Here is a 24615-nt window from a genome sequence, read left to right on the forward strand (position 1 = left end):
AGGCGGCAGCGGCATGGCGGCGACGGGTTCACGGATGGGCGTGGTCGGCGGCAGCATCGCCGGGTGCGCGATGGCGGTCGCGGGCATCAGGGCGGGTGCGGAGGTCACCGTCTACGAGCGCAGCGACGGCGAACTCCGGGACCGGGGGTTCGGGATCGTCATCCCTCCCCCGCTGCACCGTCAAATGGTCGACACGGGCTACCTGGACGCCGCCATGCCGACCGCCCCCGTGGCGACCAGGGTCTGGCTGACCCGGGTGCCCGGGGAGCGGTCGGCACGCGAGTTCGCCCGCCAGCCCAGTCCGGTCACCCCGTGCAACTGGGGTCTGTTGTGGGGGTCGCTGCGTGCCGCCACCGCCGGGGCGCGCCACCACCGCGGGCGTCCCGTCACCTCGGTAGGGCGGAACTCCGCCGGAGGGGCCGTCGTCCGGACGGCCGAGGGCGAGGACGCGTACGACATCGTCGTGGGCGCGGACGGCCACCGTTCGCTCACCCGCGGCGTCCTGGCCCCGGACCTGCGGCCGTCCCCGGCCGGGTACACGGTGTGGCGCGGCACGCTTGCGACGGGCGTGTTCGCGGAGCACCGCCGGCCTCGGGAGCTGTTGCGCAGCGCCTGGGTGACGATCGGTTTCCCCGGTGGGCACGGCATCTTCTACCTGATCCCCAAGGGCGGGCATGCCGGGCCCGACGAACGTCTGCTCGCGTACGCGATCTACGCGACCCCGCCCGGCGGGTCGCCCGCCGGGACCGGGTACGTACGGCAGCTGGCGGACGAGCACTTCCCCCGGGAGTGGGCGGACATCGTGGCTCGCGGCGAGCACACGGCCATGACCTGCCATCCCGTCGCCGACCTGCACGCGCCCCTCGCCGCGGATCCGCCGTTCCTGCTCGCGGGCGACGCCGCGGGGGTCACCCGCCCGCACACGGCGAGCGGGGCGGTCAAGGCGCTGCAGGACGCCCTCTGTCTGGAGCAGGCGCTGCGGACGTCCGCGTCACCCGCCGACGCGCTGCGGCGCTACGCCCGCGAGCGGACCCCGGAGGGGGCCAGGCTGGTGGAGCTGGGCCGCAGGCTCGGTCGCGCGCAGGTGGAGTTGGCACCGGACTGGACCGCGATGGACCAGGGTTCGGTGGACGCGTGGTGCCGCGCCACCCTCGCGGGCACGAGCAGCTACCTCTACGCGGACACCGACTGAGGTTCGAGCCGGCACCGGATGCCGTCGAAGTGGGTGCGCATCGCGCGCACCGCTCGCGCGCCGTCGGCGGCCGCGACCGCCTCGACGATCTCGTGGTGCTGGGAGCAGGTGACGGCCGGGTCCTGGTGGCCGTCGTCGACGTCCTCGCGCACCCGGTCCATGGCTGCCCAGAACGCGTCCAGCACCTCGCTGAGGAGGTGGTTGTCGAGCGAGGCGTAGAGCGCGAGGTGGAAGGCGCGGTCGGTGGCCCGGGCGACCCGGCCGCCTTGCGCGGCCTCGGCCTCCATCGTCGCCACGAGGGCCCTCAACACGGCCAGGTCCTCCGCCGGGACGCCTGCGGTGACGGCGCCGACCAGTCCGGTCTCCAGCGCCTCACGCACCTTCATCAGTTCCAGCAGCCCGGGTTCGCCCTGCCGGTGCCGCACGGCGGCCCGGAAGGCCAGCCCCTCCGCGAAGGGTGACAGGGAGAGCGAGCCGACGAAGGTCCCGTAGCCGCGCCGGATCTCGACGACGTTCATGGCCTGGAGCGCCTTGAGCGCCTCGCGCACCGAGACGCGTCCGGCGTCGAAGTGCTCCATCAGCTCGGTCTCGGTGGGCAGCGGGTCGCCCGGTCCGAGCCTGCGTTCGAGGATCAGTTCCTTGATTCTTCGCTCGATGTCCTGAGCCATGGTGGGGCGGGCCACAGCGGTCCTCCTGAGGTGTCGCCGGCCACCGGCACCTCTTGACCGGCCGCCGGGGCATCTGTTTATGGTGAGTCCAGACATAGGACATCTTACGTCTCACGTCTCTGTCCTGTCTTCCCTTCCGACGACGGACCGGCGCACCGATCAAGCTGGAGCTCTTCACCATGTCCCTGACCGCACCGCTGCACGGCGTCGTACCGCCGGTCTGCACCCCGCTCGACGACCGCGGGGAGGTCGACACGGCCTCCCTCACCCGGCTCGTCGGCCACCTCGTCGACGGCGGTGTGCACGGGCTCTTCGCCCTCGGTTCGACCAGCGAGGTCGCCTATCTGACCGACGCCCAGCGCGCCACCGCCCTGGAGACCGTGGTCACCGCCGCCGCCGGGCGCGTCCCGGTCCTCGCGGGGGTCATCGACACGACCACCGCCCGGGTCACCGAACACGCCCGGACCGCCGCGGAGCTCGGCGCGGACGCCCTCGTGGCGACCGCGCCGTTCTACACCCGTACGCACCCGAAGGAGACCGCCGGGCACTTCCGCCGGCTGCGCGCCGCGGTCGACCTGCCGCTGTTCGCCTACGACATCCCGGTGGCCGTGCATTCCAAGCTCTCCGCCGCCCTGGTGCGTGAGCTCGCCGAGGACGGCACCCTCGCCGGCCTCAAGGACAGCAGCGGTGACGAGGGCGGGCTGCGCAGGCTCGTCGTCGAGCTCGGCGGGCGCGAGGGCCGGGCCCGGGGTCCCGTGCCGCACTTCAGCGTGCTGACCGGCTCCGAGCTCACCGTCGACGCGGCGCTCCTGGCCGGGGCCGACGGTGTCGTGCCCGGCATCGGCAACGTGGACCCGGCCGGCTACGTCCGGCTCTACGACGCGGCGCGCGCCGGTGACTGGGTGCTCGCCGCCCGGGAGCAGGAGCGGCTCGTCGAGCTGTTCGCCATGGTCGACGTCGGTCCGGAGCAGGACATGGGCCGCAGCTCCTCGGCGCTCGGCTCCTTCAAGGAGGCGCTGCGGCTGCTCGGTGTCATCGACAGCGGTGCCACCGCCTTCCCGCAGATCCCGCTCTCCGCCGAGTCCGTCGCCCTCGTCGCCGAGCGACTGCGCGGCGCCGGTCTGCCGCCGGTCCGATGAACAGCCGTCCGACAGGCACCGCTCCGACCGGCACCGGTCCGAAGAGCGCGGCGGCGACCGGGGCCGTGGTGATCGGCCTCGACCTCGGCGGCACGAAGATCGCCGCCGCGCTCTTCGCCGACGACGGCAGGGTGCTGGCCCGGCACACCCGGCCCACCCCGGCCAGGGACGGCGCGGCGGCGGTGCTCGACGCGCTCGCCGCGGCGGCCGCGGAGGTGGACCCCGACGGGCGGGCCACCGCCCTGGGCATCGCCGCCGCAGGGGTCGTCGACCCCCGCAGCGGCATGGTCACCAGTGCCACCGACTCGATCAGCGGCTGGGCGGGCACCGCGCTCGGCACCGGCCTCGCGGACCGCACGGGGCTGCCGGTGGCCTGCGACAACGACGTACGCGCCACCGCCGGGCCGGAGCTCGCCGCGCTGGCGGGCCGCCACGGTTCGCTGCTCTTCGCCGCCGTGGGCACGGGAGTGGGCGGTGCCCTCGCCGTCGACGGGCGGATGCTGCACGGCGCGTCCGGCATCGCCGGCCACATGGGCCATCTGCCCAGTGCGGAGGCGGCGGGGCTGCCCTGCACCTGCGGTGCCACCGGACACCTGGAGGTCATCGCCTCCGGTCCGGGCATCACCGCGCACTACGAGCGGCTCACCGGCGCACCGGCAGGCCGGCTCGAAGCGGTCGCCGCCCGCGCCGCCCGGGGTGAGCGAGCCGCCGTACACGCCATCACCACGGGGGCGACCGCGGCCGGACGGGTGCTCGGCGGGCTCGCCAACGCTCTCGGCCCCGACCGGGTCGTCGTCGGCGGCGGGGTCCCCCGGATCGGCGCCCTCTACGGCGACGCGCTGACCGCCGCCTTCACCTCCGAGCTGATGCCGCCGCTGCGCGGTCTCGTCCCGGAGCCCCCTCTCTTCGGCCACGACGCCGCCGTACTGGGCGCCGCCGCCCTGACCACCATCCTTCCCCTCCACCACCCGGGAGCACTCCGATGACCGCACAGGACCTGGCCGACGCCCTCCGGGGCCGGCTGATCGTCTCCTGCCAGGCGCCCCCCGGCGACCCGATGCGGGAGACCTCCACTCTCGTACGCCTCGCCCTCTGCGCCGTCGCCGGCGGCGGCTCCGCGATCCGGGCCAACGAGCCGGAGGTCGTCGCCGCGATCGCAGAGGCCGTGGACCTGCCGGTCATCGGTCTGTGGAAGGACGGCGACACCGGTGTCTACATCACCCCGACCGTCCGGCACGCCCTGGCGGTCGTCGCGGCCGGTGCGGCCGTCGTCGCCGCGGACGCCACCGACCGGCCGCGCCCCGACGGCTCCACGTTCGCCGAGCTCGTCACCGCGGTGCACGCGGCGGGCGCCCTGGTCATGGCCGACGTCTCCACGCTCGCCGAGGGGATCGCCGCCGCCGGGCAGGGGGCGGACCTCGTCTCGACGACCCTGTCCGGCTACGTGCCGGGGACACCGGTGCGGACCGGCCCCGACCTGGACCTTGTGACATCTCTCTCGGCCGCGGTCTCTGTACCGGTCGTCGCCGAAGGACGTATCAATACCCCGGAGGAGGCCGCCGAGGCCATGGCCCGCGGCGCCCACAGCGTCGTGGTCGGTACGGCCATCACCGCTCCCACCGCTTTGACCTCCCGCTTCGTCGCCGGCCTCGCCCGGCCCTGAGCAGCCCTCACCACTAGGGACGGCGACCCGGCGACGGGACGCCGTCCCCGCACCAGGAGCGCACCGTGCAGAAATCCCCCTCCACGCTCCCCTGGTACCGCGAGGTGAGCGGTACCCGGTGGAAGTCCTTCTTCGCCGCCTGGATCGGCTACGTCCTCGACGGCTTCGACTTCGTTCTCATCACCCTCGTCCTCACCGAGATCAGCGACGACTTCGGGCTGAGTACGGTGCAGGCCGCCAGCCTGATCTCCGGAGCCTTCATCACCCGATGGCTCGGCGGGGCCGTCCTGGGAGCCATCGGCGACCGGTACGGCCGCAAGATCTCGATGGTGCTGAGCATCCTGCTCTACTCCCTGGGCACCTTCGCGTGCGGGTTCGCCTGGGACTACAACAGTCTCTTCGTCGCCCGGCTGGCCATCGGCATGGGCATGGCCGGTGAGTACAGCGCCAGCGCCACGTACGTCATGGAGAGCTGGCCGGCCCGGGTCCGCAGCCGCGCGAGCGGCTTCCTGATCTCGGGGTTCTCGGTCGGCTCGGTCCTCGCCGCCCAGGTCTACAACTGGGTGGTCCCCTCGCTCGGCTGGCGGTGGATGTTCTACCTGGGCCTGATACCCATCGCGGTCGCGCTGTGGATGCGCAGGGCTCTGCCGGAGGCCGAGGAGTGGACCGCGGACGTCGCGGAGCGGGACGCCAAGCCCAACCCGTTCCGGCCGCTGTTCCGGACCCCGCGGCTCGCCCTGGTCAACACCGTCCTGGTGGTGGCCGCGACGCTCTCGCTCTTCCTGGTCTTCACGCCGGGCGGCGAGGGTCTCGTGCCGGTGCTGTCGGTGGTGGCGGGCCTCTCCCTCGCCGCGTTCGCCGTGCAGCTGGGCGGACGCCGGGGCTGGCTGCTGTACGTGTCGATGATCGTGACGCTGTTCTTCGCGTTCCTCTACTCCTGGCCCATCCAGGCGCTGCTGCCCACCTATCTGAAGACCGAGCTGGGGTACACCACCGACCAGGTCACCGACGTCCTCTACTTCGCGGGCTTCGGAACCATGGCCGGCTGCTGGGCGGCGGGCTTCCTGGGCGACTGGATCGGGGCGAAGAAGGCGTACGCGCTGACGCTGCTGGCCTCGCTGGCCTTCGTGTACCCGGTGTTCGCGGTCAAGGACAACCTGCTGGTCCTCGGCTGCCTGCTGTTCCTGCTGCAGGCCACGAGCTTCGGCATCTCCGGGCTGCTGCCCCGGTACATCGGCGGCCACTTCCCGACGGCCGGCCGGGGGGCCGCACTCGGCTTCACCTACAACGTGGGGGCGCTCGGCGGTGCCGTGGCCCCGGTGCTCGGAGCACACCTGGCGTCCGGCATGGACCTGGGACAGGCACTCGCGGTGCTGACGTTCGCGGGGACGGTGATCGTGGCGCTCCTGGTCGGCTTCGACGTGCCCGCGCGGCTGAACCGGCTGACGGACCCCGACGCGCAGAAGGACCATCTGGCCGCGCAGGAGCCGGCGGCCGAGCCGGCGAAGGCGGACCGCGTCGGATAGCACTCCTCCACGCCGAAGGCGCCCGCCCGGAGTTCCGGGCGGGCGCCTTCGCGCGGGTGCTGCTGGACACCCCTAGGGATAGAAGTGCGTCAACGACTCGGCGACGCAGGCCGGCTTCTCGGAGCCCTCCAGCTCGAAGGTGAAGCCCCGCGTCATCTGTACGCCGCCCCGCGCGACCTCGCTCACCCCGGTGACGGTGGCGTGCAGGCGGACCCGGCTGCCGACGGGGACGGGTGCCGGGTGGCGGACGCGGTTGACCCCGTAGTTCAGCGCGCGTCCCACGCCGCTCACCTGGAGCAGTTCACCGAACATCGGGATGCCCCAGCTCAGCACCATGTAGCCGTGCGCGATGGTGCGCCCGTACGGGCCGGCGGCGGCGCGTTCGACGTCGGTGTGGATCCACTGGTGGTCCCCCGAGACGTACGCGTAGGCGTCGATCAGCTCCTGGGTGACCTCCTTCCACTCCGAGCGCCCGAGGTCGCGCCCGCCGAGGGCGAGGATCTCCGGGATGCCGTGCGCGGTCAGAGGCATGGGCGGTACTCCGTTCTGCGTGTGCGGGTGGTCAGGCGGTGACGGGCGCGGTGCGCGCCGCGGTGGCCGGCTCCGCGGCGAGCTCGTCGTGGTTGGGACGCTTGAGCAGGAGGAGCATGCAGCCCAGGGTCAGCGCCACCTGGAAGACGGCGTAGGCGATGACGGCGGTGATGGAGCCGGTCCGGTTGAGCAGGAACTGGCCGATGATCGGGGTCGTGCCGCCGAGCAGGGTGCCGCAGAGCTGGTAGCAGAGCGAGATGCCGGTGTAGCGCAGATGGGCCGGGAAGCGGCTGGCCAGCATGCCGGCGAGGGCCGCGTAGTAGAGGCAGTGCGGGATGGTGGCGACAGCGACGCCGAGCATCGCGAGGCCGTAGTTCTCGGTGCTGATGAGGACGAACATCAACGGCATCAGGATCAGTTCCGGCAGCAGCATCACGGTCACCGCACGGGACCAGCTCTTCATCCGGGTGGCCAGGAGGGCACCGAAGGGCTGGACGATGATCTGGGTGACGTTGGCGACGAGGATGATCGTCAGGAACGAGCTGCGGTCGAAGTCGAGCGACGTGGTGGCCCAGGACAGGGCGAACGTCGACTTGAAGTACGTCGCGGACAGGCCGATCGTGCAGGCGCCGATGCCGAGGACGATCAGCATCGGGTGACTGCGCAGGACCTCGGTCAGCGGAAGCTTGGCCACTTCCTTCTTCTCGATCAGCTTGGCCATGGCCGGGGACTCGGCGACCTTCAGGCGGACCAGCAGGCCGACCATCACGAGTGCGGCGGAGGCGAGGAACGGCACCCGCCAGCCCCAGGAGACGAACGCGTCGTCGGGCAGCTGGCTGATGGCGAGGAAGCTCAGGGTGGAGAGGGTGTTGCCGACGGGCGATCCCTGCTGGGCGAACGCCCCGTACAGCACCGACTTGCCCTTGGGGGCGTGCTCGGAGGCGATCAGGACGGAGCCGCCCCACTCCCCGCCGAGGCCGATGCCCTGGATCATGCGGATGCAGACCAGCAGGATCGGGGCGGCGACGCCGATGGAGGCGTAGCCGGGGAGCAGGCCGATCGCGGTGGTCGAGACGCCCATCAGCAGCAGGGTGATGACGAGCGTCTTCTTGCGGCCGAGCCGGTCGCCGTAGTGGCCGAAGATGACGCCGCCGATCGGGCGGGCGAGGAAGCCGACCCAGAAGGTGGCGAAGGCGACCAGGGTGCCTATGGGGCCTTCGAGTTCGGGGAAGAACACCTTGTCGAAGACGAGCGCTGCCGCGGTTCCGTAGATGTAGAAGTCGAACCACTCGATGGTGGAGCCGATGAAGGCTCCGAACCCTGCGCGGTTGGCGGCTTTCGTTCGCTCGCGTGCGGTTGCGGTGGTCGCACTCATTGGTGGCTCCCGTGAACATCGTTGATCAAGCGGATGGGGGCACGACTGACCGGGGCGTCGCCCGAGACGCCCTGGATCGCGTGGTGGAGAGGGGACGGAATGTGCGGGACGGGGAGGGGTGTTCAGGGGGCGATGCGTTCGAAGACCGCGGCGAGGCCCTGGCCCCCGCCGATGCACATGGTCTCCAGCCCGTAGCGCGCCCGGCTGCGGTGCATCTCCCGGCTGAGCGTGGCGAGGATGCGTGCGCCGGTGGCACCCACGGGGTGGCCCAGCGAGACACCGGACCCGTTGACGTTGATGCGCTGCTCGTGGTCCTTCTCGCCGAGTCCCAGCTCACGGGTGCAGGCCAGGACCTGGGCGGCGAACGCCTCGTTGATCTCGATCAGGTCGAGGTCGGCGAGGGTGAGTCCGGCGCGGCCGAGGGCCGCGTGGGTGGCCGGGACGGGACCGATGCCCATCGTCGCGGCGGGGACACCCGCGCGGGCGAAGGAGACCAGACGGACGAGCGGGGTGAGCCCGAGCCGTTCGGCGGTGGCGGCGCTGGTCACCAGGCAGGCCGCGGCCGCGTCGTTCTGGCCGCTGGCGTTGCCGGCGGTGACGGTGGCCTCCGGGTCGGACTTGGCCAGGATGGGGCGCAGCGCGGCGAGTTGTTCGGCGGTGGTGTCGGGGCGGGGGTGCTCGTCGGCGGTGACGACCGTTTCACCCTTGCGGTGCTTCACGGTGACGGGGACGGTCTCCGCGTCGTAACGCCCTTCCCGCACCGCGCGGGCGGCACGGGCCTGCGAGCGCAGGGCGAGGGCGTCCTGGTCGGCGCGGCTGACGGAGTAGGCGCGGCGCAGGTTCTCCGCGGTCTCGATCATGCCGCCGGGTACGGGATGGTGGACGCCGCCCGCGGTGACCCGGCCGCGGGCCAGCGAGTCGTGGAGCTGGAGGCCGGGGCCCTTGATGCCCCAGCGTCCGTCGTGCGTGTAGTAGGGGGCGGCGCTCATGACGTCGACGCCGCCCGCGATGACGACGTCGCTGAAGCCTGCCCGGACCTGCATGGCCGCGTCGAGGACGGCCTGCAGGCCGGATCCGCAGCGCCGGTCGGTCTGGACACCGGTGACGGTGTCGGGGAGTCCGGCGTCCAGGGCGGCGACCCGGCCGATGGCGGGGGCCTCGGACGAGGGGTAGGCGTGTCCGAGGATCACCTCGTCCACCCGGTCGGGGTCGACCCCCGTACGGGCGACGACCTGTGCGATGACGTGAGCGGCGAGTGCGGCCGGGGTCTGCTGGGCGAACGCGCCTCCGAAACGCCCGATGGGTGTACGCAGCGGCTCGCAGATGACGACATCGGTCTGGTCGGGCACGGCGGAACACCTCTCGGCGGATTCGGATGTGTGGGGCGACCTTCGCACTGGACCACTGAGTCGGTCCAATATCGAGTTACCTCACATTCAAGACGCCACGCGTCTCAATCGGACGGTCTAAGGCGTCGGCAGCGCCTCCTCGGCGACCGCGAGCACCGCGCGGAGCGCCGCCGAGGGGTTGTCCGTGCGCCAGGCCAGTGCCGCCTGCCGCCGGATGGGCGGGCCGGCGAGGGACCGGTAGACCAGGCCGTTCTGCTGGATGTGGCGGACGGAGGAGACCGTGAGCGTGACGCCGACACCTGCGGCGACGAGGGCCAGGATCGTGTACGAGTCGGGGGCCTCCTGCACCACACGCGGGTTGAAGCCGTTGGCCTCGCAGGCCTGGACCATCACGTCGCGCACCGTGGAGCCGGCGTTCGCGGGGAAGGAGACGAAGGGTTCGTCGGCGAGGACCCCGATGGGAATGCTCTCCAGCCGGGCGAGCGGGTGGTCGGAGGGCAGAGCGCACAGCAACTCCTCCTCGTCGATCACCCGGTGGGCCACCCCGGGCTGGGTGACGGGAAGCCGGACGAACCCGAGGTCGAGGGAGCCGTCGGCGACCCGGGACAGCGCGACGTTGGCGTACGTCTGGCCCTTCATGACCAGCTCGATCCCGGGGTGGGCGGCCCGCACGGCCCGGGTCAGCCGCGGCAGCGTCTCGTGGCTGGAGGCTCCCGCGAAGCCGATGGTGACCCGGCCGTACTCCCCGCGCCCCGCGGCCTTCGCGGCCCGTACCGCGATGTCGAGGTCGTCGAGCACGGTCCGCACGGGTTCGAGGAAGGACTCCCCCGCGCTGGTGAGCCGCACCGAGCGGGTGTTGCGCTCGAAGAGCTGGACGCCGAGCTCCTTCTCCAGCTGGCGGATCTGCTGGCTGAGCGGCGGCTGGGCCATCTGCAGCCGCTTCGCGGCGCGGCCGAAGTGCAGCTCCTCGGCGACGGCGGTGAACGCGGTCAGATGACGCAATTCCATCGGAGCTTCCATTCATTAACCAAGGGTCTTGATCCGACCTTAATTTGGTATTGGACAGCAATCAATGGCCGCTGACACGGTGAGGGCGACCAGCACGCACTCGCCGAGGAGCACCGTGGAGCGGACGGATACGGCCGACGGGCCCAGCAAAGTCATGTCGATGAAGGAGGCCGTCGCCGCTTTCGTGCACGACGGAGCCACCGTCAGCATCGAAGGGTTCACCCATCTCGTCCCCACCGCCGCCGGACACGAGATCATCCGCCAGGGCCGCAAGGACCTCACCGTCGTACGGATGACGGCGGACATCGTCGTGGACCAGATGATCGCCGCGGGCTGTGTCTCCCGGCTGGTCTCCTCCTTCGTGGGGAACTCCTCCGCAGGCTCGCTCGGTGAGCTGCGGCGCAGGATCGAGCGCGCCGACCCGGCTCCGCTGGCCTTCGAGGAGTACAGCCACTACGGGATGGTCTGCCGCTACCTCGCGGGGTCCCAACGGCTGCCGTTCTACCCGCTGCGCAGCTACGGCGGCAGTGACCTGCCGGGCGTCAACAGCGATCTGCGCAAGGTGACGTCGCCCTACCCGGGTCCCGACGGGGAGCCGGAGCAGATCTACGTCGTGCCGCCCGTGAACCCGGACGTGACGATCATCCACGCCCAGCGGGCCGACCGCCGGGGCAACATCCAGATCTGGGGGCTGACCGGCATCCAGGCCGAGGCGGTGTACGCGGCCGACAAGGCCGTCGTCGTCGTCGAGGAGATCGTCGAGGACGAGGTGGTCCGCTCGGACCCCAACCGCACGCTCGTCCCGTCGCACGCCGTGGACGCCGTCGTCGTCTGCCCGCGCGGGGCGCACCCGTCCTTCGCGCAGGGCTACTACGACCGCGACAACGACTTCTACCGGGCCTGGTCGCACATCAGCAAGGACCCGGAGCGACTGCGTGCGTGGCTGGCGGAGTGGGTGTACGGGACGGCCGACCACGCCGAGTACGTCGACAAGCTGGGCGAGGACTTCTGGGCGGGACTCGCCGTGGGCGAGGCGCTCAGCGAACCGGTGAACTACGGGCGGCGGCTGTGAACGCGCCGAGGACGAAGGAACAGGACATGACCATCACCGCACCGGGGACCGTCACCTCCTCCGAGTTGCTTTCCGTCGTCGCCTCCCGTGAACTGGCGTCCCGCCGCACGGTGTTCGCGGGGATCGGGCTGCCGACGCTCGCCACCGAGCTCGCCCGTCTGACGGTCGCGCCGCGGATCGAGGTCGTGTACGAGTCAGGGGTCTGCGGGGCGCATCCCTCGCATCTGCCGGAGACCATCGCCGACGCCGTGATCGTCTCCGGCGCGGAGGCCGTGCTGTCGATGCCGGCGCTGTTCGGCTGCGTGCTGCAGGGCGGCCACATCGACGTGGGTTTCCTCGGTGCCGCGCAGATCGACCGGTGGGGCAACCTCAACACCTCCGTCATCGGGGACTGGGAGAACCCCACGGTGCGGCTCCCCGGTTCCGGCGGTGCGATCGAGGTGATGGCCAACTCCCGTGAGGTCTTCGTGGTGATGCGCCGTCACAATCCGCGCTCCTTCACCGGGACCCTCGACTTCTGCACCACACCGGGCCCGGACCGCGCGCTCGCCGAGGGCATCCGGCCGCTGGGCGCGGGAGTCACCCGGGTCATCACCGAACTGGGCATCCTGGCACGCGTCGGCGTCGGGGAGGAGCTGCGGCTCGTCGCCGTACACCCGGGCGTGACGGCGCATCAGGTGCGGGAGGCCACCGGCTGGGACCTCCGGGTCGCCGACACCGTCGAGACCGTGCCGCCGCCGTCCGAGGCGGAGCTGCGGCTGCTGCGCGAGGACGTCGACCCCGACCGCGTCTACCTGCGCTGACGCGGCCGCGTCCGCCTCTCCCGCACGACCCCGTCCGACTTCGCCGGCGCGGCCCCGTCTACCTTCGCCGGCACGACCGCGTCTACCTTCACTGGCACGGACCGCATCTGCCGAGAGGACATCACCGTCATGCGCATCAGGATCGTCGGCGCCGGAGCCATGGGTCGCGGCATCGCCCAGTGGGCCGCGGTGGCCGGGCACACCGTCGAGCTCTGCGACGTCCGGCCCGAGGCGGTGACAGCGGCCGTGGACTTCGTGCGGTCGATGCTGGACCGCGCGGTCCACAAGGGCCGGATGTCCGCCGGGGACTCCGCCGCCGCTCTGGAACGGATCGTCCCGCTGGACGACCCCTGGGCGCCGGGACCGGAGGTCGAGCTGGTCGTCGAGGCCGTGCGGGAGGACCTGGACACCAAGGCCGAGGTCTTCGGGAAGCTGGAGCAGGCCCTGCCGGACTCGGCTGTCTTCGCGACCAACACCTCGTCCCTCCCGGTGACCAGGATCGCCGCCTCGCTCCGGGACCCGGGGCGGCTCGCCGGGCTGCACTTCTTCAACCCCGTACCTCTGATGAAGATCGTCGAGATCGTGCCGGGCGCCGCCACCCGTCCCGGGATCCCGCGGACTCTCACCGCACTGGTCGAGAGCTGCGGCCACCGCGCGGTCACCGTCGCCGACACTCCCGGATTCCTCGTCAACCACGCCGGCCGGGGGCTGGTGACCGAGGCACTGGCGCTGCTCGAGGAGTCGGTCTCGGACCCGGCCGGGATCGACCGGATCGCGCGGGACGTCCTGGGGCTGCGGATGGGTCCGTTCGAGCTGATGGACCTCACGGGGCTCGACGTCACGGCGGCGGTGATCGACTCGATCTGGCAGGGCTTCCGCCACGAGGACCGGCTCCGCCCCTCCTTCCTCACCCCGAACCGGGTGACCGCGGGCCTGCACGGCCGCAAGACCGGGCAGGGCTGGTTCGCGTACGGCCCGGACGCGCCGGCCCCGGCCCCGGAAGCACCGGTCACGGGTGATGCCGCCCGGCCGGTGTTCGTGGCCGGTGGCGCGTCCCCGGAGTACGCGGAAGACGCGGCAGCGCTGCGGGCCGCGCTGACCGCGGCCGGGGCGTCGGTCGAGAGCGGCGCCGGGCCGTCCGACACCGCCCTGGTCCTCGTCCCGGTGTGGGGCACGACGGTGGCGGCCTCCGTCGCCGCACTGGGGCTGCCCCCGGCGCGCACCTTCGGCGTCGACCCGCTGCCCCCGGCCGGCCGCCGCCGGGTGCTGGCGGTGACGCCGGCGGCCGACCCGGCCGCCGCACGGGACGCGCGCGCGGTGCTGGCCCGCGCGGCGGGCGGCGGGGAGCCGTGGGCCGTGTCGGTGGCGCGGGACACCGCGGGTTCGGTGGCCCAGCGGCTGCTCGCCTCGGTGGTGTCGGTCGCCACGTCGATCGCCGAGCGCGCGCTGGCCACCCCGGCGGACATCGACCTCGCCGTGACGACGGGTCTCGGCTACCCGGTGGGGCCGCTGGCCTGGGGCGACCGGATCGGAGCGGCGCGGATGCTGGAGCTCCAGCGGTCCCTGCACGCCACGACGGGCGACCCGCGCAACCGGCCGACCCGCTGGCTCACCGAACGCGCCCAGCTGGGGCTGCCGCTGACGGACCCGGGTACCTCGCCGGCCGACTGCGCGTAACGGAGACCGCGCCGGGGGCCGTGACCGTTTCGTACAAGACCCGGTCGCGGCCCCCGGCATACGGTCGTTGCATGACTCCACGAATCGACGCGATCTCCGTCACCACCGCCGACCTGGCCGCATCACTCGCCTTCTACCGCAGGCTCGGCCTCGACATCCCCGCCGGAGCCGAATCGGCACCCCATGTCGAGGCGGCTCTTCCGGGCGGGCTGCGCCTGCTGTGGGACACCGAGGACGTGGTCCGTTCCTTCGACCCCTCCTGGGCCGGTTCGAAGGGCGGCGAGCGCCTCGGGCTCGCCTTCCTCTGCGACAGCCCGGCGGAGGTCGACTCCGTGTACGCGGATCTGACCGGCGCGGGATACGAGGGACACCTCGAGCCCTGGGACGCGGTCTGGGGCCAGCGTTACGCGGTCGTCCTGGATCCCGACGGCTGCGCGGTCTCGCTGTTCGCCGCCGGCCCGGCGTGACCCGTCGCGGCCAGGTGGCCGCCGAGTGTCGTACCGGCCAGGTCCCTCATCTCACGGGCCAGGTGCGCCTGGTCCGTACAGCCCGCGGTGTGCGCGGCCTCGGCGTAGGGCGTGCCCGCGCGTACGAGGGCCAGGGCGCGCTGCAGTCTCAGGACCCTGGCCAGTGTCTTCGGGCCGTAGCCGAACGCGGCCAGCGAACGGCGGTGCAGCTGCCGGGGTCCGAGACCGACGGCGTGGGCGGTGGCGGCGACGGAACGGCCCCGCGCCAGTTGTGCGGCGACAGCCGCCGTGAGCGGGTCCGGGGGTTCGGTGCCGGCCGCCCTGCGCAGGGCGATGTCCTCCAGCGCGGCGGCCGGGTCGTCGGCCGTGCCCATCCGCCCGGTGAGTCCTCGGACCTCGGGCCCTGGCCAGAGGGCGTCGAGCGGGACCCGGCGGTCACGTAGTTCGTCCGCCGGTACGCCCAGGAGCGCGGGTGCCGTGCCGGGAGCGAAGCGGATGCCCGCGCAGCTGCCGGAGAACGCCTCGGTGGGGGCGAACGCGTGGCTGTCGGGGCCCGCCACCAGCAGCCGCCCGCCGATCCACAGCAGGTCCATGCAGCCGTCGGGCAGTACCGGCCGGGCGGGTTCCCGGGGCCCGCTCCAGGTCCATAGAACCGCGCCGCCGAAGCGCGACACCCGCTCCTCGTACCGTGCGCCCATGGGCACCAGGCTAAGGGCTGCCTCAGGGTGCGTCCTTGTCCCGGTTGCCGTGCAGTCGGGACTTCACGTCGTCCGGGGGCAGGAAGCGCGACCAGCGTTCGGGGAACTCGGAGGGCATGGACACGTCGTCGTCCTCCTCGTCGTCGGCGTACGCGTCCCAGTTCGCGGCCTCGGCGCGTGCCACGAGTTCCGCGGCCTGGGCGGCCTTCAGCCGGTCGCTGGCGGCACGGGCCGCGGCGGTGGCGAGGGAGGGCCAGACACGGTCGATCGCCGCGTTCACCGCGGCGCCGACGAGTACGGCGAAGGCGGAGATCCCTATCCACAGCAGGACGGCGATGGGTGCGGCCAACGAGCCGTAGATGGTGGGACCTTCGACCGTGCTCGTGAGGTAGATCCGCAGCAGGAAGCTCCCCAGCACCCACATCCCGAGCGCCACGAGGGCACCGGGGACGTCCTCTATCCAGGGCGAACGGACGGGGACGGACACGTGGTAGAGCGTCGTCAGGAACGCGATGGACAGCAGTATCACCAGAGGCCAGTACATGACCGCGAGCACCTCGGTGCCCCACGGGACGAACTCCACCACCCGGTCGGGACCGACCACCAGGAGTGGCAGCACCACCGCGCCCAGCAGCAGCGCGACCACGTACAGCAGGAAGGCGAGCAGCCGGGTCTTGACGATGCCGCGGTGGCCGTCCAGCCCGTACATCACGGTGATGGTGTCGATGAAGACGTTCACGGCCCGTGAGCCCGACCAGAGGGCGATCGCGAAACCGAGGGAGATGACGTCGGGGCGCGCACCCGTGGTGACGTCGGCTATGAGGGGTTTGGCGATGTCGTTGACACCCCGCTCGGACAGCACCGTCTGGACCGCCCCGAGGATGTTCCGCTCGATGGAGGCGACGGTGGTGGTGGCCGTCCAGTCGTCGACGTATCCGAGCAGCCCGATCAGACCGAGCAGCAGCGGCGGCAGGGACAGCAGGGTGAAGAACGCCGCCTCGGCCGCGAGCCCGAGGATGCGGTACTCGATGCACGAGTTGACCGTGTCCTTGAGCAACTGCCACGCCATCTGCCGCTTCGAGACGTTGCGGTAGAGGACTCGCGCCCGGTGGAGCCGGCCCGGTGGCCGTTCGGGTGTTTCATTTGCTGCCTGCACCTCCTTACCGTATCGGCATGGCAGCAAGCACCCACACAGTGACCAACCAGGTTCCGCCGCTGGTCGGCTATGACGTCTTCGCCGGCGACCGGGCGCTGACGGAGGCCGTCGAACGGCACCTGGCGCCCGCGATCATCGACGAGGCACGGGAGGAACTCGGCACGCTGGGCCGGTCCGCCGGCTCTCTCCAGGCCCAGGAGTGGGGTGCGCAGGCCAACGAGAACCCGCCGAAGCTGCGTACGCACGACCGCTACGGGCACCGCATCGACGAGGTGGAGTTCCACCCGGCCTGGCACCGGCTGCTGGGGCACGCGGTCACCGCCGGACTGACGGACGCCTGGGGCCGGCAGGGCGGCCACGTCCGGCGCGCGGCCGGTTTCCTCGTCTGGACGCAGGCGGAAGCGGGCCACGGATGCCCGCTGTCGATGACGCACGCGGCGGTCCCGGCGCTGCGGACCGACCCCGTGCTGGCCGCGGAGTGGGAGCCGCTGCTGACCTCCCACGTGTACGAGGAGGGGCTGCGGACCCCGTCGCGCAAGGCCGGTGTGCTCTTCGGGATGGGCATGACGGAGAAGCAGGGCGGCACCGATGTGCGGTCCAACACCACCCGGGCCGAGCCGTTGGCCGGCGACGGGGAGTACCTGCTCACCGGCCACAAGTGGTTCTGTTCGGCGCCCATGTCCGACGGCTTCCTGGTGCTGGCACAGGCACCCGGCGGGCTGAGCTGCTTCCTCGTCCCGCGGGTCCTCCCGGACGGAGCGCGCAACGCGTTCGCGATCCAGCGCCTCAAGGACAAACTGGGCAACAGGTCCAACGCCTCCGGCGAGGTCGAGTTCGACGGGACGTGGGCCCGCCGGGTCGGCGAGGAGGGGCGCGGGGTGCGCACCATCATCGAGATGGTGGCGGCGACCCGGCTGGACTGTGTGGTCGGTTCGGCGGCGCTGATGCGGCAGGCGGTCGCGCAGGCGATCCATCACAGCGCGTACCGCAGCGCGTTCGGCGGACTGCTGATCGACAAGCCGCTGATGCGCAACGTCCTGGCCGACCTGGCCCTGGAGTCGGAGGCGGCGACGACGCTCGCACTGCGGCTGGCCGCCGCGTACGACACGGACACGGAGGAGGAGCGGGCCTTCCTCCGCATCGCGGTGCCGACCGCCAAGTACTGGGTGACGAAGCGGTGCTCCCCGGTGGTGGGCGAGGCCCTGGAGTGCCTTGGCGGCAACGGTTACGTCGAGGAGTCCGGAATGCCGCGGCTGCTGCGCGAGGCGCCGCTCAACTCGATCTGGGAGGGCTCGGGCAACGTGCAGGCGCTCGATGTGCTGCGGGCGCTGCAGCGTGAACCGCAGGCGCTCAACGCGTTCCTCCAGGAGGTCGGGAAGGCGCGCGGCGCGGACCACCGGCTCGACGCCGCGATCAAGGACCTGCTGACGGAGCTGGCGGATCTGGACTCCGTGGAGGCGCGTGCCAGGCGGCTGGTGGAGCGGATGGCGCTGGTGCTGCAGGGTTCACTGCTGCTGCGCTGGGCGCCGCCGGAGGTCGCGGACGCGTTCTGCGCCTCACGGCTGGGCGGGGACTGGGGCTCGGCCTTCGGCACGCTGCCGCACAGCCTGGATCTGGCCGCGGTCGTGGAGCGGGCCCGGGCGCAGGAAGGCTGAAGCCCTCGGCGACGGGGCGGCGAACGACGGAGGGTGGTGCTGCGCCGACACGGCACCACCCTCCACGCCCGTGCACCACCGCACGGCGGGTCGAGGACTCCCCGCACGGTGTTCCTCCACTGTTGTGCGGTCCGCACCCCCTCACCAGAGTTGCAAAGGGTTGCAACCGTTGCGTGGAGTACGAGCCAACGGGCCCCCTGCACGGCAAAATGTGTCCTCCGGGCCTCGTTCCCCTCTCCGGACCGGGCCCACGCTTGATGGGGGGACCGTCATGGAGTCACGCACTGCCGCGTCTGCGCGGCCGGGGAACGAGCCGCGTCCCGCGGTGACCGAACGCCAGGTCCACCGTGCGCGGGAGGCCCGGTTGGCGGGCGAGCCCAGCGCACTGGCCCCGCGCGCGGAGATCGACGCCTCGTGGGACCGCGCGGTGCGCAGCGGGATCGATCCCGAGCAGTCGACGGTAAGCAGGCTGCTGGAGACGGACGAGATCGAACACCGGCGCCGGAGCACGGCGCTCGGTGAGGTCATGCCCCTGCTGCGGGAGGGGCTGGCATCGATCGCGGACGCGGCACAGCAGATCATGGTCGTCACCGACACCGAGGGCCGGGTCCTGTGGCGCCAGGGTCATGCCGCCGTCATGCGCCGGGCCAAGGGCATCTGCCTGGAGGAGGGTGCCGCCTGGGCGGAGTCCACGACGGGTACGAACGCCATCGGCACCGCGCTCGCCGCGCGCACCCCCGTGCAGGTGCACTCCGCCGAGCACTTCGTCCGCGCCCTGCACGGCTGGACCTGCGCGGCGGCGCCGGTGCGCGACCCGCGGGACGGCAAGCTGATGGGCATCGTCGACATCAGCGGGCCCGCCTCCACCTTCCACCCCGCGACACTGGCGCTGGTCGGTTCGGTGGCGGCGCTGGCGGAGGGAGACCTGCGCGGTCGGCATCTGGTGGCGATCGAGCGGCTGCGTTCGGTGTCCGCCCCGATCCTGTGCCGGCTCGGTGGCCGAGCGCTGGTGGTGGACGCCCATGGATGGCTGGCCGCCGTCAGCGGGATGCCGCCCGTGGACCGGCTTCCGCTGCCGAAGTCGCTGGAGCCGGGGACGGTGTGGCTGGCCTCGCTGGGGATGTGCCGGGTGGAGCCGCTGCCCGGCGGCTGGCTGGTGCAGGTCGCGGAGGGCGCGCACGACCGCGCACCGCGCCGGGTGGTGCTCGACCTGAGCCGGGAGAGGGGACTCGCCGTCCATGTGGCGGGTCCTGTGGGCAGCTGGACGCGCCGGCTCTCGCCCCGCCACGCGGAGCTGCTCTACGCGCTGGCCCTGCACCGGGAGGGTCGCACCGCGGCGGAGCTGGCCGAGGACGTCTTCGGTGACGCGACCAGGACGGTGACGGTGCGGGCCGAGGTGTCGCGGATGCGCCGCAGTCTCGCGGAGGTGCTGGCCCACCGGCCGTACCGCTTCCGCGAGGCGGTCGAGGTGGAGGTGGTCCACCCGGAGGTGCCGGCCGATCTGCTGCCCCGCTCGACGGCTCCGGTGGTACTCAGAGCACGGATGCCGGCCGGGACCGGCTGAGCGGCCCCGGGTTTGGGCGCGGTGCGCGGGCCGTGGTTCTCTGACCGCCATGAACGACTCCACGCATTCCACGCACTCCGCACCCGCCGTCTCCGACGTGACCGTCTGGTCCCTGGAACAGACGTCGCCCGCCGACCTGAGCCCCGCCGCCGCACCCGCGGCCGGAGTGACGGTCGTGCGTTCGGAGAGGCCGCTGCCGGAGTTCAGCCGGTTCCTCTACACGGCGGTGGGCGGGGACGTCCGGTGGACCGACCGGCTGGGCCTCACCTACGCGCAGTGGCGCGAGATCCTGGAGCGCCCGGGGGCCGAGACCTGGGTGGCGTACGAGAACGGGACCCCGGCGGGGTTCATCGAGCTCGACGCCCAGGACGACGGGGCGGTGGAGATCGCGTACTTCGGCCTGATCCCGGCCTTCCGGGGCCGCCGGATCGGCGGCCACCTGCTGTCGTACGGTGTGGCGCGCGCCTGGGACCTCGCGGAGCGGCACCCGCGGCGGACCCCGACCGAGCGGGTATGGGTGCACACCTGCTCCAACGACGGCCCGCACGCGATGGACAACTACCTGCGGCGTGGCTTCCGGCTGTTCGACACGAAGACCGAGCAGGAGCCCGATGTCGCGAACCCGGGTCCGTGGCCCGGCGCGCACGCCTGACCGCCGACCCGTCGTATCGCCTTGTCGACAGGCCGACGTGACGGATCCCATAGTGTCCCACATTTCGGGACCATCTCGTCCACATTATGGATAGTGGTGGACTGGCCCGAGATGCGCGTGACACGCTTCCCCCATGTCCGGAACTGGAATTGCCTTGGTGAGTCGGCGGCACGTCGACCTCGGCCGCATGTCCAGCGCCATCTGTCCGGTCCGCTGAGAGTTTCCAGCACCGCGATTTCCTGAAGCCCGCTCCACCCCTGCGCACCGCCGCGCCTCACGCGAGTGTGCAGTTCAGAGCCGCCCTCCTGCAGTCCCGAAGGACGTATAGCCATGGCCGCCATCCCCGAGAAGCCTGCTACCGCCACGCCCCGCCGCAAGGCCGGACGTCACCGTGGTGAAGGTCAGTGGGCCATGGGTCACTTCACCCCGCTGAACGGGAACGAGCAGTTCAAGAAGGATGACGACAGTCTCAATGTGCGGACGCGCATCGAGACGATCTACTCGAAGCGCGGATTCGACTCGATCGACCCCAACGACCTGCGCGGACGCATGCGCTGGTGGGGTCTGTACACCCAGCGCCGGCCGGGCATCGACGGCGGCAAGACCGCCGTGCTGGAGCCGGAGGAACTGGACGACCGCTACTTCATGCTCCGCGTGCGCATCGACGGCGGGCGGCTGACCACCGCGCAGCTGCGCGTCATCGGTGAGATCTCCGAGGAGTACGCGCGCGGCACCGCCGACATCACCGACCGGCAGAACGTCCAGCTGCACTGGATCCGCATCGAGGACGTCCCGGCGATCTGGGAGAAGCTCGAGGCCGTCGGGCTCTCGACCACCGAGGCATGCGGCGACTGCCCCCGTGTGATCATCGGTTCGCCGGTGGCCGGCATCGCCGCCGACGAGATCATCGACGGGACGCCCGCGGTCGACGAGATCCACGAGCGCTACATCGGCAGCAAGGAGTTCTCCAACCTGCCCCGCAAGTTCAAGACCGCGATCTCGGGTTCGCCGGTCCAGGACGTGGTGCACGAGATCAACGACATCGCGTTCGTCGGCGTCGACCACCCCGAGCACGGTCCGGGCTTCGACCTGTGGGTCGGCGGCGGGCTCTCCACCAACCCGCGGTTCGCGGAGCGCCTGGGCGCCTGGGTGCCGCTGGACGAGGTCCCCGACGTCTGGGCCGGTGTCGTGGGGATCTTCCGCGACTACGGCTACCGCCGGCTGCGTACGCGTGCCCGCCTGAAGTTCCTCATGGCCGACTGGGGACCGGAGAAGTTCCGCCGGATCCTCGAGGACGAGTACCTCAAGCGCCCGATGCTGGACGGTCCGCCGCCCGCGCAGCCCTCCTCCCGCTGGCGCGACCACATCGGTGTGCACGCACAGCAGGACGGCCGCTTCTACGTGGGCTTCGCCCCGCGGGTCGGCCGGGTGGACGGCTCCACGCTCGCCAAGATCGCCGATCTCGCCGAGGCGCACGGCTCGGGGCGGGTGCGCACCACCGTCGAGCAGAAGATGCTGATCCTGGACGTCGAGCAGGACCAGGTCGAGTCCCTGTCCGCGGGGCTGGAGGCCCTGGACTTCCAGGTGAAGGCCTCCCCCTTCCGGCGCGGCACGATGGCCTGCACCGGCATCGAGTTCTGCAAGCTGGCCATCGTCGAGACGAAGGCGCGCGGCGCCGCCCTCATCGACGAACTCGAGCACCGGATGCCGGACTTCGACGAACCGCTCTCCATCAACATCAACGGCTGCCCCAACGCCTGCGCCCGCATCCAGACCGCGGACATCGGCCTCAAGGGCCAGCTCATGCTCGACGGCGAGGGCAACCAGGTCGAGGGCTACCAGGTGCACCTCGGCGGCGCACTCGGCCTGGAGGCCGGCTTCGGCCGCAAGGTCCGCGGCCTGAAGGTCACTTCGGCCGAACTCCCGGACTACGTCGAGCGCGTGCTCGGCAACTTCCAGGAGCAGCGCGAGGACGGCGAGCGTTTCGCGACGTGGGCGGCGCGCGCCGACGCGGAGTCGCTGTCATGAGCGAGCGAGCCGCGCCGTTCTACTGCCCGTACTGCGGCGACGAGGACCTGCGACCGCACGAGGCCGGTCACGGCGCCTGGGAATGCGCTTCCTGCAACCGTGCGTTCCAGCTGAAGTTCCTGGGTCTGCTGGCCCAGGGGCTCCAGCGCGACGACGTGGAAGGGGACGGGGCATGACGGACACTCTGCAAGCGGCCGGGCTCACGGACGAGGCCCTGAAGGATCTGGCGGTGCGGGCCGGGCGCGAGCTGGAGGACGCCTCCGCGAGCGACATCCTGCGGTGGGCGGCCGACACCTTCGGCAAGCGCTTCTGCGTCACCTCCTCCATGGAGGACGCGGTCGTCGCACACCTGGCCTCCCGGGTCCTCCCCGGTGTGGACGTCGTCTTCCTCGACACCGGCTACCACTTCGAGGAGACCATCGGCACCCGGGACGCGGTGGACGCCGTGATGGACGTCAACCTCATCACGCTGACGCCGCGTCAGTCGGTGGCCGAGCAGGACGCCGAGTACGGGCCGAAGCTGCACGACCGCGACCCCGACCTGTGCTGTGCTCTGCGCAAGGTGAAGCCCCTGGAAGAGGGACTGACGGCGTACGCGGCCTGGGCGACCGGACTGCGCCGCGACGAGTCCCCCACCCGGGCGAACACCCCGGTCGTGGGCTGGGACGAGAAGCGCCGCAAGGTGAAGGTCTCGCCCATCGCCCGCTGGACCCAGGACGACGTGGACGCCTACGTCGCCGAACACGGCGTACTGACCAACCCGCTGCTGACGGACGGCTATGCCTCCGTCGGCTGCGCGCCCTGCACCCGGCGGGTGCTGGAGGGCGAGGACGCACGGGCCGGCCGCTGGGCCGGACGCGGGAAGACCGAATGCGGGCTGCACGGCTGATGACGACTGATCAGGAGATATCGATGAGCGTGACGGAGACGGGAGCCACCGTCTGGCTCACCGGTCTGCCGAGCGCCGGCAAGACCACCATCGCCTACGAACTGGCGGGCCGGCTGCGCGGCGACGGGCACCGGGTCGAGGTGCTCGACGGTGACGAGATCCGGGAGTTCCTCTCCGCGGGCCTCGGCTTCTCCCGCGAGGACCGGCACACCAACGTGGGCCGCATCGGCTTCGTCGCCGAACTGCTGGCCGCCAACGGCGTGAAGGTCCTCGTCCCGGTCATCGCGCCGTACGCCGACAGCCGTGACGCGGTGCGCAAGCGTCATCAGCAGGAGGGCACCGCGTATCTGGAGGTGCACGTCGCCACCCCGGTCGAGGTGTGCTCGGAGCGCGACGTCAAGGGGTTGTACGCCAAGCAGGCGGCGGGCGAGATCAGCGGTCTCACCGGGGTCGACGACCCCTACGAGGCGCCCGAGTCGCCGGACCTGCGGATCGAGTCGCACCAGCAGACCGTGCAGGAGTCCGCAGCGGCGCTCCGTGCGCTGCTCACCGAGAGGGGCCTGGCGTGAGCACTGTCGCCACCGTGCCGGAAGGCACCGTCAATCCGTACGCGCTGAGCCATCTGGACTCCCTGGAGTCCGAGGCGGTGCACATCTTCCGTGAGGTGGCAGGTGAGTTCGAGCGGCCGGTGATCCTCTTCTCCGGCGGCAAGGACTCGATCCTGATGCTGCACCTCGCGTTGAAGGCGTTCGCACCGGCGCCCATCCCCTTCACGCTGCTGCACGTGGACACCGGGCACAACTTCCCCGAGGTCCTCGAGTACCGCGACCGCACCGTCGAGAAGCACGGACTGCGCCTGCACGTCGCCTCCGTCCAGGAGTACATCGACGCGGGCAAGCTCCGCGAGCGCCCCGACGGCACCCGCAACCCGCTGCAGACGGTCCCGCTCACCGAGGCCATCCAGCGGCACCGCTTCGACGCCGTGTTCGGCGGCGGACGGCGCGACGAGGAGAAGGCCCGCGCCAAGGAGCGCGTCTTCTCACTCCGCGACGAGTTCTCCCAGTGGGACCCGCGCCGCCAGCGCCCCGAGCTCTGGCAGCTCTACAACGGCCGCCACGCCCCCGGCGAGCACGTCCGGGTCTTCCCGATCTCCAACTGGACCGAGCTCGACGTCTGGCAGTACATCGAGCGCGAGGGCATCGAGCTCCCGGAGATCTACTTCGCCCACGAGCGTGAGGTGTTCAGCCGCTCCGGTATGTGGCTCACGGCCGGCGAATGGGGCGGCCCCAAGGACCACGAGAGGACCGAGACCCGCCAGGTGCGCTACCGCACCGTGGGCGACATGTCCTGCACCGGTGCCGTCGACTCCGACGCCACCACCCTGGACGCCGTGATCACCGAGATCGCCGCCTCCCGGCTCACCGAGCGGGGCGCGACCCGCGCCGACGACAAGATGTCCGAGGCCGCGATGGAAGACCGCAAGCGCGAGGGGTACTTCTAGAC

25 protein-coding genes are annotated in these 24615 nt (G+C 71.8%); 18 read left to right on the top strand and 7 right to left on the bottom strand.

Features of this window, described 5'->3' with window-relative positions; translation table 11 throughout:
* Positions 1 to 13 precede the first annotated feature (13 nt).
* The gene (locus JOC24_RS22305; protein WP_205022135.1) at positions 14 to 1192 is read left to right on the top strand and encodes an FAD-dependent monooxygenase; all 1179 of its coding nucleotides are present in this window, start codon (positions 14 to 16) and stop codon (positions 1190 to 1192) included.
* Here JOC24_RS22305 and JOC24_RS22310 read toward each other — a convergent pair.
* On the bottom strand, positions 1174 to 1875 hold the full coding sequence (locus JOC24_RS22310; RefSeq protein WP_205022136.1) for a FadR/GntR family transcriptional regulator: 702 nt from the start codon (positions 1873 to 1875) through the stop codon (positions 1174 to 1176). The two genes, JOC24_RS22305 and JOC24_RS22310, sit on opposite strands and share 19 nt — an antisense overlap.
* Before the next feature lie 164 nt (positions 1876 to 2039).
* Between JOC24_RS22310 and JOC24_RS22315 the strand changes: the two genes are divergently transcribed.
* From JOC24_RS22315 to JOC24_RS22330, 4 genes are all read left to right on the top strand, one after another.
* Positions 2040 to 2999 (top strand): dihydrodipicolinate synthase family protein, encoded by a 960-nt coding sequence (locus JOC24_RS22315; protein ID WP_205022137.1) that lies wholly within the window; start codon positions 2040 to 2042, stop codon positions 2997 to 2999.
* A complete protein-coding gene (locus JOC24_RS22320; RefSeq protein ID WP_205022138.1) occupies positions 2996 to 3985 on the top strand; it encodes an ROK family protein in 990 nt (329 codons plus the stop codon). Before JOC24_RS22315 ends, JOC24_RS22320 begins: the two co-directional genes overlap by 4 nt.
* Entirely contained in the window at positions 3982 to 4662 is a 681-nt protein-coding gene (locus tag JOC24_RS22325; RefSeq protein WP_205022139.1) for an N-acetylmannosamine-6-phosphate 2-epimerase, read from the top strand. Before JOC24_RS22320 ends, JOC24_RS22325 begins: the two co-directional genes overlap by 4 nt.
* A 65-nt stretch (positions 4663 to 4727) precedes the next feature.
* Positions 4728 to 6188 carry a sialate:H+ symport family MFS transporter gene (locus tag JOC24_RS22330; protein ID WP_205022140.1) on the top strand — a complete coding sequence of 487 codons (1461 nt, stop codon included), beginning with the start codon at positions 4728 to 4730 and terminating at the stop codon, positions 6186 to 6188.
* A 72-nt stretch (positions 6189 to 6260) separates the two neighbouring features.
* On the opposite strand, the gene JOC24_RS22335 is transcribed toward JOC24_RS22330, so the two are convergent.
* From JOC24_RS22335 to JOC24_RS22350, 4 genes are all read right to left on the bottom strand, one after another.
* On the bottom strand, positions 6261 to 6719 hold the full coding sequence (locus JOC24_RS22335) for a MaoC family dehydratase (protein ID WP_205022141.1): 459 nt from the start codon (positions 6717 to 6719) through the stop codon (positions 6261 to 6263).
* 31 nt (positions 6720 to 6750) lie between these two features.
* Entirely contained in the window at positions 6751 to 8094 is a 1344-nt protein-coding gene (locus JOC24_RS22340) for an MFS transporter (protein WP_205022142.1), read from the bottom strand.
* A 122-nt stretch (positions 8095 to 8216) separates the two neighbouring features.
* The gene (locus JOC24_RS22345; protein ID WP_205022143.1) at positions 8217 to 9443 is read right to left on the bottom strand and encodes an acetyl-CoA C-acetyltransferase; all 1227 of its coding nucleotides are present in this window, start codon (positions 9441 to 9443) and stop codon (positions 8217 to 8219) included.
* 117 nt (positions 9444 to 9560) lie between these two features.
* Complete coding sequence (locus tag JOC24_RS22350; RefSeq protein ID WP_205022144.1) at positions 9561 to 10451, bottom strand: LysR family transcriptional regulator; 891 nt, start codon at positions 10449 to 10451, stop codon at positions 9561 to 9563.
* A 154-nt stretch (positions 10452 to 10605) separates the two neighbouring features.
* Between JOC24_RS22350 and JOC24_RS22355 the strand changes: the two genes are divergently transcribed.
* The 4 genes from JOC24_RS22355 (at position 10606) to JOC24_RS22370 (ending at position 14470) form a co-directional block, all read left to right on the top strand.
* Positions 10606 to 11523 (top strand): CoA transferase subunit A, encoded by a 918-nt coding sequence (locus JOC24_RS22355; RefSeq protein ID WP_205022253.1) that lies wholly within the window; start codon positions 10606 to 10608, stop codon positions 11521 to 11523.
* 26 nt (positions 11524 to 11549) lie between these two features.
* The gene (locus JOC24_RS22360) at positions 11550 to 12326 is read left to right on the top strand and encodes a CoA-transferase subunit beta (RefSeq protein ID WP_205022145.1); all 777 of its coding nucleotides are present in this window, start codon (positions 11550 to 11552) and stop codon (positions 12324 to 12326) included.
* A gap of 129 nt (positions 12327 to 12455) precedes the next feature.
* Positions 12456 to 14003: a 3-hydroxyacyl-CoA dehydrogenase gene (locus JOC24_RS22365; protein WP_205022146.1), complete on the top strand. Its 1548-nt coding sequence runs from the start codon at positions 12456 to 12458 to the stop codon at positions 14001 to 14003.
* A gap of 71 nt (positions 14004 to 14074) precedes the next feature.
* Positions 14075 to 14470 carry a VOC family protein gene (locus JOC24_RS22370; protein ID WP_239580823.1) on the top strand — a complete coding sequence of 132 codons (396 nt, stop codon included), beginning with the start codon at positions 14075 to 14077 and terminating at the stop codon, positions 14468 to 14470.
* On the opposite strand, the gene JOC24_RS22375 is transcribed toward JOC24_RS22370, so the two are convergent.
* Both JOC24_RS22375 and JOC24_RS22380 read right to left on the bottom strand, forming a co-directional pair.
* On the bottom strand, positions 14407 to 15168 hold the full coding sequence (locus tag JOC24_RS22375) for a DUF6597 domain-containing transcriptional factor (protein WP_205022148.1): 762 nt from the start codon (positions 15166 to 15168) through the stop codon (positions 14407 to 14409). The genes JOC24_RS22370 and JOC24_RS22375 overlap by 64 nt on opposite strands.
* Positions 15169 to 15190: 22 nt before the next feature.
* Positions 15191 to 16324, bottom strand: coding sequence for a YihY/virulence factor BrkB family protein (locus JOC24_RS22380; RefSeq protein WP_205022149.1), 1134 nt, complete (start codon positions 16322 to 16324; stop codon positions 15191 to 15193).
* A 17-nt stretch (positions 16325 to 16341) separates the two neighbouring features.
* Between JOC24_RS22380 and JOC24_RS22385 the strand changes: the two genes are divergently transcribed.
* The 9 genes from JOC24_RS22385 (at position 16342) to cysD (ending at position 24613) form a co-directional block, all read left to right on the top strand.
* Positions 16342 to 17979 carry an acyl-CoA dehydrogenase family protein gene (locus JOC24_RS22385; RefSeq protein WP_205022150.1) on the top strand — a complete coding sequence of 546 codons (1638 nt, stop codon included), beginning with the start codon at positions 16342 to 16344 and terminating at the stop codon, positions 17977 to 17979.
* A 271-nt stretch (positions 17980 to 18250) separates the two neighbouring features.
* Positions 18251 to 19543 (top strand): GAF domain-containing protein, encoded by a 1293-nt coding sequence (locus tag JOC24_RS22390; RefSeq protein WP_205022151.1) that lies wholly within the window; start codon positions 18251 to 18253, stop codon positions 19541 to 19543.
* Between the two features lie 49 nt (positions 19544 to 19592).
* On the top strand, positions 19593 to 20195 hold the full coding sequence (locus JOC24_RS22395; RefSeq protein ID WP_205022152.1) for a GNAT family N-acetyltransferase: 603 nt from the start codon (positions 19593 to 19595) through the stop codon (positions 20193 to 20195).
* A 133-nt stretch (positions 20196 to 20328) separates the two neighbouring features.
* Positions 20329 to 20412 (top strand): putative leader peptide, encoded by an 84-nt coding sequence (locus JOC24_RS34255; RefSeq protein ID WP_349817346.1) that lies wholly within the window; start codon positions 20329 to 20331, stop codon positions 20410 to 20412.
* Between the two features lie 113 nt (positions 20413 to 20525).
* A complete protein-coding gene (locus tag JOC24_RS22400; RefSeq protein ID WP_205022153.1) occupies positions 20526 to 22223 on the top strand; it encodes a nitrite/sulfite reductase in 1698 nt (565 codons plus the stop codon).
* A complete protein-coding gene (locus JOC24_RS22405; protein ID WP_205022154.1) occupies positions 22220 to 22399 on the top strand; it encodes a hypothetical protein in 180 nt (59 codons plus the stop codon). Before JOC24_RS22400 ends, JOC24_RS22405 begins: the two co-directional genes overlap by 4 nt.
* Complete coding sequence (locus JOC24_RS22410; protein ID WP_205022155.1) at positions 22396 to 23112, top strand: phosphoadenylyl-sulfate reductase; 717 nt, start codon at positions 22396 to 22398, stop codon at positions 23110 to 23112. The genes JOC24_RS22405 and JOC24_RS22410 overlap by 4 nt, the downstream gene beginning before the upstream one ends.
* Entirely contained in the window at positions 23112 to 23681 is a 570-nt protein-coding gene (gene cysC / locus JOC24_RS22415) for an adenylyl-sulfate kinase (protein ID WP_078850656.1), read from the top strand. Before JOC24_RS22410 ends, cysC begins: the two co-directional genes overlap by 1 nt.
* Positions 23678 to 24613, top strand: coding sequence for a sulfate adenylyltransferase subunit CysD (cysD, locus tag JOC24_RS22420; RefSeq protein WP_205022156.1), 936 nt, complete (start codon positions 23678 to 23680; stop codon positions 24611 to 24613). Before cysC ends, cysD begins: the two co-directional genes overlap by 4 nt.
* Positions 24614 to 24615 lie beyond the last annotated feature (2 nt).

This window comes from Streptomyces sp. HB132 (assembly GCF_016909575.1).
GTDB lineage: Bacteria > Actinomycetota > Actinomycetes > Streptomycetales > Streptomycetaceae > Streptomyces.